The sequence below is a fragment of the Polaromonas sp. P1_G2 genome (assembly GCF_056405515.1).
In genome coordinates this window covers 1-5,163 of the sequence record NZ_JBFUBY010000281.1, presented here as the reverse complement: position 1 = coordinate 5,163, position 5,163 = coordinate 1, and the positions used below count along the sequence as shown (strand labels likewise).

The window sequence follows — 5,163 nt, the reverse complement described above, 5'->3', positions numbered from 1 at the left end:
GTGGTAGGGTTGGGGTCGTTCTCGAAGTACACCATCTGCACGGGTGTGGCGGTGGCGTTGCAGACCAGCGCCGCCATGGCCGGCGCCGCGCCCGCGAGGGACAGGCATGCCGCCGCGGCGAGGCGCCAGGGGTTTACGGAATTCACGGTTTGACTCCTGAGCAGTGGACCGGGCCCACGCGGGTAATGTCTTCAAGGTTGCCGGGCGGCAGCTCGACGGTAAAGGTGCAACTCGCGCCGTTCCACTTCAGGCGCAGGCGGTTGGAGGGTTGCAGTCCGGTGACGAAGGCCTCGCCGCGGCGGGCGACGAAGAATTCCTTCTTGTCGCCTATCAACTCGATCTCGGCGCCGGCGGGTGCGGGTTCACCGTTGTCGAGCACGATGCGGATCAGGGCACCCCGGCCCGAGCGCACGGGGAAGGTGATCTTGACCCCGCCGCGCAGGGCCGGCACGGCCTCTTGCTCGATCGAGTCGAGCTCGGCGCTGATGGGCAGTTCGGTCGGGTCCAGCCGCACGCTGTTGCGCTGGAAGGGCAGCAAACGCGGCAGCAGCGCCACGCCCTTTTCATCGGTGCGGGTCAGTGTGCTGCCCTGGAAGCCAACGCCGACATTGGCATAGCCCGGCACTTCCACGATGGCGAAACTGTCCTGCACCCGGCGTGTCGCGAAGGCCTGGCCTTCGGCCATGACCAATCCCCCGACCAGGCCCAGGCGCAGGTTCTGCTGGTTTTCGCCCGCGTTGACGTCGGCCGAAAACAAGCCTTTGCTGCCCTGGTAATAGGCGCCGCCCTCCGTGTAGCGGCCCTCCGCGCGCGTGCCCAGGGCCRTGCGCCAGCCCCAGCCGGTTTCAGCGCTCAGGGCCCGGCTGGCGTTCACATAACCTTCGGTCGTCCCGCTGCGAGTGGTGACGCCGGAAGCAATCGTGATGTGGTTGTCCAGCGGCACGATCAGGGTCGCGCCCACCGAGGTGCCGGAGGAGGATCCGCTGAGCCGCGTGGCACTTAAGGTCAGGGCGCTGCGCGGCCCGAGCCGCATGGTGTAGTTGACGCTGACGGTGTCGAGTTTGCCGAGGTCGTAGGTGTCAAAGCCCGCATAGCTCACGTTGAACGCGCCGAACTGGTCGGTGCTATAGCTGTAACTGGCGGTGGTCTGCAGGCGTGGCAGCGGCGACGCTGTGTCTATGCCCAGTTGGCGGTAGCCGCGCGACGCGCCTTCCGCGCTCAGCGAGACGCCGTGGCGCAGGCCGGTGCGTTCGATGCCGACCAGCCAGTTGTGGCCGCGGCCGGCGGTGTCGCTGCGGCTGAAGGACACCGCGGTCTGCCCCAGCATCTGGAAGGGCAGCTCATAGCTGGCGCCCGCACCCATGCGCGACAGGGGCCGGGACCATTCGCCATTGGCCTCGACAGTGATGCTCTTGGTCAGGCCCTGGCGCCACAGGCCCGATACAAAGCGGGGGCCGTAGTCGGCATTCTCGATGCCCAGCTGGTTGCGTATGGCTCCCGCCTCGAAGCTCCAGTCGCTGAGGTTTTCCTCCAGCAGGTTGGCATTGCTGAAGAAAGACTGGGTGATGACTGTCTCGCGGCCCAGGATGTCGCGCACCACCACGCGCGCCTCGCCGGCGCCTGTCAGCGCCGGAAAGTTGTCGATGCTGAAAGGGCCGGAAGGCACCTTGGAGGTCTGGCGCAGCGCATCATTGACGTACAGCTCCACGGTGCTCGGGGCGGCCGACAGCCCGGTTACCGTGGGGATGGGCTGGGTGACAAAGCCGGGCTGCAGGGAGAAATTCTTGGCGAACTGCACGCCACCGAAATAGACGGATCGTCCCGAAATGCCGGTGCGTGTGCTGCTGTCGCCCAGTCGCAGGGTGCTGTTGGATTCCAGGAAATTGCGCGTATAGGTGGTTTCCAGTCGCCGCCAGGAAGCCTTGACGGTCGGGTCCTGGCTGACCAGGTTGCGGCCCACGTAGCTGCTGGTCAGCAGCCCCCACTGCCCGGAAAACCCCAACTCGGTCAAGGCCCCGAGATCCCGGGCGTCCCCCGCGCCGCCGATGGCGTTGCGGGTGTGGGTGCTCAGGTAATTCAGGTCGTAGTTGGCAAAGAACGCCGGCACGCTCGGCGACAGCGGCGGGCGCATGGCGGATTCCTGCGTCAGGCGCACGGCATTGAAGGCCGCCGGGGAAAAGATCAGGTCGACCGACTGCTCGGCAAAATTCAGGCGTGCCTCGAACCCCGGGATGGACGAGAGGGCATACCAGCGCTGGCCCTGGAAATCGATGTCTTGTGCGCTGGGGCGGCGATTCAGCCGCCACTCTTCAAAAGCGTCTTCGGGCGCGTAGAGGATGCCGTTGCGCTCCAGCAGGGTCCAGACACCGCCCTTGGTGCTGTTGATGAACACTTCCAGCGGAAGCAGGCGGTCATTGGCGGCGCGGGCCGCCGTCGGCGCGTTGGCGGGCGCCGTGGTTTGAGCCTGCGCGGCGAGGACGCAGCACAGGCTGGCTATGCCGATGGCCAGGGGTTGCATTCGTAAGACCTGCGGGCGCCTCCTCGTCATGGGGCTCGGTCAGGGCAAGGTGATACTGGTCGTCTGGCTTTGGCCGTCGTCGAAAGTCACCACCAGCTTGGCTTCGCCCGCCGTGACGGCTTGCTCGCTTTTGAGGCTGACGAGCTTGGTGGCACCCGGCAGGATGTAGCTGCCGCCCTCGAACTTGGCCAGTGCCTGCTCGCCTCGCATCAGCGTCGCTTCGCGAATCTGGGCATAGGCCGTGCCTGTGTTGCCGCACTGCAGGCCCACGGTTTTGGCTTCCGGACGCTGGACGGTGCAGCTCACCTGGCGCTTGGCCACCGGAGGGGTGATAAACACGGGCATGCTGAGGGCCAGCGCAATGGGAACCTGGATGCCGCTCGCGGGCAGGGCTTCCGGTACTTCACGGATGATCATGCGGTAGGTCAGTTGCCGGCTTGCATCGGCCGGCTTTAACAGGGCCAGCCGCACCACCTGGCGCGCTTTGGGCGCCAGTTTGATGATGGGGGGCGCCAGGATCAGGTCTTCCGTGAGTACCAGCTCATCGGTGCCGTCGGGCTTCTGGCTCCAGGTGTTGATATCGGCCTGCAGCACCACTTCGGTGTCCGCCTCGTTGGTCAGCGTGACGGCGATGGCGCGATCGCGCGGCGTCATGTAAAGGCGGACAGGCGTTACGGAAAACACCCCGGCCGTCGCGGCGGCCCAGGGCCCAAGCAGACTCAGCAGGAGAGCGTAGGTGATGAGGCTGCTTCGGCGCTGTGGGACGTTCATCCCTAGAAGGATACCAGCATCTCGATAGATTTAGCCTGATTGCCGGCGTGGGCGAGGCGCACGGCTGTGAGCGTTCCCCGGACGTCCTGGAAGCGTAAACGGGCCTGCGTTTCGATCTCCGCGGCTTCCGGGCCCATGGCATAACGCCGGCTTTCGAACTCCCATCCGTCGTCCACTTCGTCGCCGGCTGTGGCAACGCGCTGGTCGTCCAGGCGGCAGGCCATGCGCGCCGCCTGGTCGCCGCGGGAGATTTCGCTGCGGCAGTAGTCAGGCAGCAGCGAATCCCGGGTAGGGCGAAAGCCCGGCTGGAATCGGGCATTTACCAGGGCGTTGGCGTTGCCGACAGGGGTGATGCTCACGAAGACATTGGTGTTGCAGCGCACCTGCACCGAACTCCCGCCGGCCCCCGCGCCGGTCGCGCTGATACACGCGTTGCCGCTGCCGGCGGGATCTCCGCCGTTCAGGCGGATCTGCACGCCGAACTGGCCTCCCGCGGTGCCGGAAAAACTGCAAACGCTCGCCGAAAGCATGAATACACCGAGAGCCAGCCTTGCAAGCGAGCGCATCGGTGTTGCCATGATCAGGTCCTCGAGCGTCAACAGCCGCTTAGTAGGTGATTGTCAGGGTACGGACCTTGTTGGTCGATGTGCTGTTCGAGCAGGCGCCGCCGACGGCGGCACACTTGCCCGCTTGGCCGGCAATCATGGAACCGGTCACGGAGTACGTCTGGGCGGCTCCGGTACCGGTGCCAGTGGTTGCGCTCAGTGCCAGAGTGTATGCAAGGTCAACAGCCTGATCGGTCACAGCGGTGGAATCAAGCGAGAGGGTGTAACCCAAGTCTTTCGTGCACTGAATTGTGAAACCACCCGCGGTAGTGTGGGCCTGGGCTCCTGTCTGGAACGAGGTGTAATCAAACGCGACGTCTGAGGTCTTGAGGTATTTGCAGGCGCTGGTCAGGTTAATGGTGACGTCGAAATTGCCGGTAGCCGTCGCGGCGTGCGCTGGCAGGGTGGCAATGGCGGCAAGACCGAGGGCGATTACTAGAATGAGCTTTTTCATGACTGTTCTCCGGTTGGTTGAACGAATAACGGGGGACGAAATTTGAAGGTGAATGGACTGTAACTAGATATTTCTCAAACAGGTTGATTTGTATCTGTAACAGCGCCCGTAATGGGGAATTTGTCACGTCAGATCATTGAAATGATTGAGTTTTTTTCTAAATGAATCCAAAAGTCTTATATGTGACAAAGGTAAATACTGCCCATGAAAACCACATTTCCCTCCCGCTCATGACGAAATCGTAACAAATTAGTAACAACTATGCCCAAGACCATGCAAAAACAAACCCTCTCTTTCCAGGCGGAGGTGGCCCAGCTGCTCAAGCTGGTCACGCACTCCCTGTACTCGAACCCCGAGATCTTTTTGCGCGAGCTGATTTCCAATGCTTCGGATGCCTGCGACAAGCTGCGCTTCGAGGCGCTCAACGATGCTTCGCTGCTGGAGAACGACGCCGAGCTCAAGGTGCGCGTGAGCTTCGACAAGGCCGCCGGCACGCTGACCATTACGGACAACGGCATAGGCCTGTCGCAGCAGGAAGCCATCGACAACCTCGGCACCATCGCCAAGAGCGGCACGCGCGACTTCATGGCCAAGCTTTCGGGCGACCAGAAGAACGACGCGCAGCTGATAGGCCAGTTCGGCGTGGGTTTTTATTCGGGCTTTATCGTGGCCGACAAGATCACAGTGGAAAGCCGGCGCGCGGGCCTGCCGGCGGGCCAGGGCGTGCGTTGGACCAGCGACGGCACCGGCGAGTTCGAGGTTAGCGAGATCGAGCGCGCGGAGCGCGGCACCAGCATCATCCTGCACCTCAAGGA

The 5,163-nt window shown here is 63.6% G+C and carries 5 protein-coding genes; 1 reads left to right on the top strand and 4 read right to left on the bottom strand.

The features are described 5' to 3' along the window. Positions 1–142 precede the first annotated feature (142 nt). Genes AC1D0P_RS21430 through AC1D0P_RS21415 form a run of 4 tightly spaced genes read right to left on the bottom strand, consistent with a single transcriptional unit; the run spans position 143 to position 4,348 of the window. Positions 143–2,518 (bottom strand): fimbria/pilus outer membrane usher protein, encoded by a 2,376-nt coding sequence (locus AC1D0P_RS21430; protein ID WP_477678596.1) that lies wholly within the window; start codon positions 2,516–2,518, stop codon positions 143–145. Positions 2,519–2,557: 39 nt separating this feature from the next. After that, a complete protein-coding gene (locus tag AC1D0P_RS21425; protein ID WP_477678595.1) occupies positions 2,558–3,289 on the bottom strand; it encodes a fimbrial biogenesis chaperone in 732 nt (243 codons plus the stop codon). A 2-nt stretch (positions 3,290–3,291) separates the two neighbouring features. Next, positions 3,292–3,888, bottom strand: a complete 597-nt coding sequence (locus AC1D0P_RS21420) for a hypothetical protein (protein WP_477678594.1) — start codon at positions 3,886–3,888, stop codon at positions 3,292–3,294. 7 nt (positions 3,889–3,895) lie between these two features. Beyond that, entirely contained in the window at positions 3,896–4,348 is a 453-nt protein-coding gene (locus AC1D0P_RS21415) for a Csu type fimbrial protein (protein WP_477678593.1), read from the bottom strand. A gap of 273 nt (positions 4,349–4,621) precedes the next feature. On the opposite strand from AC1D0P_RS21415, the gene AC1D0P_RS21410 reads away from it, so the two are divergent. After that, the coding region (locus AC1D0P_RS21410; RefSeq protein ID WP_477678592.1) for an ATP-binding protein at positions 4,622–5,163 on the top strand (542 nt) is incomplete at its 3' end.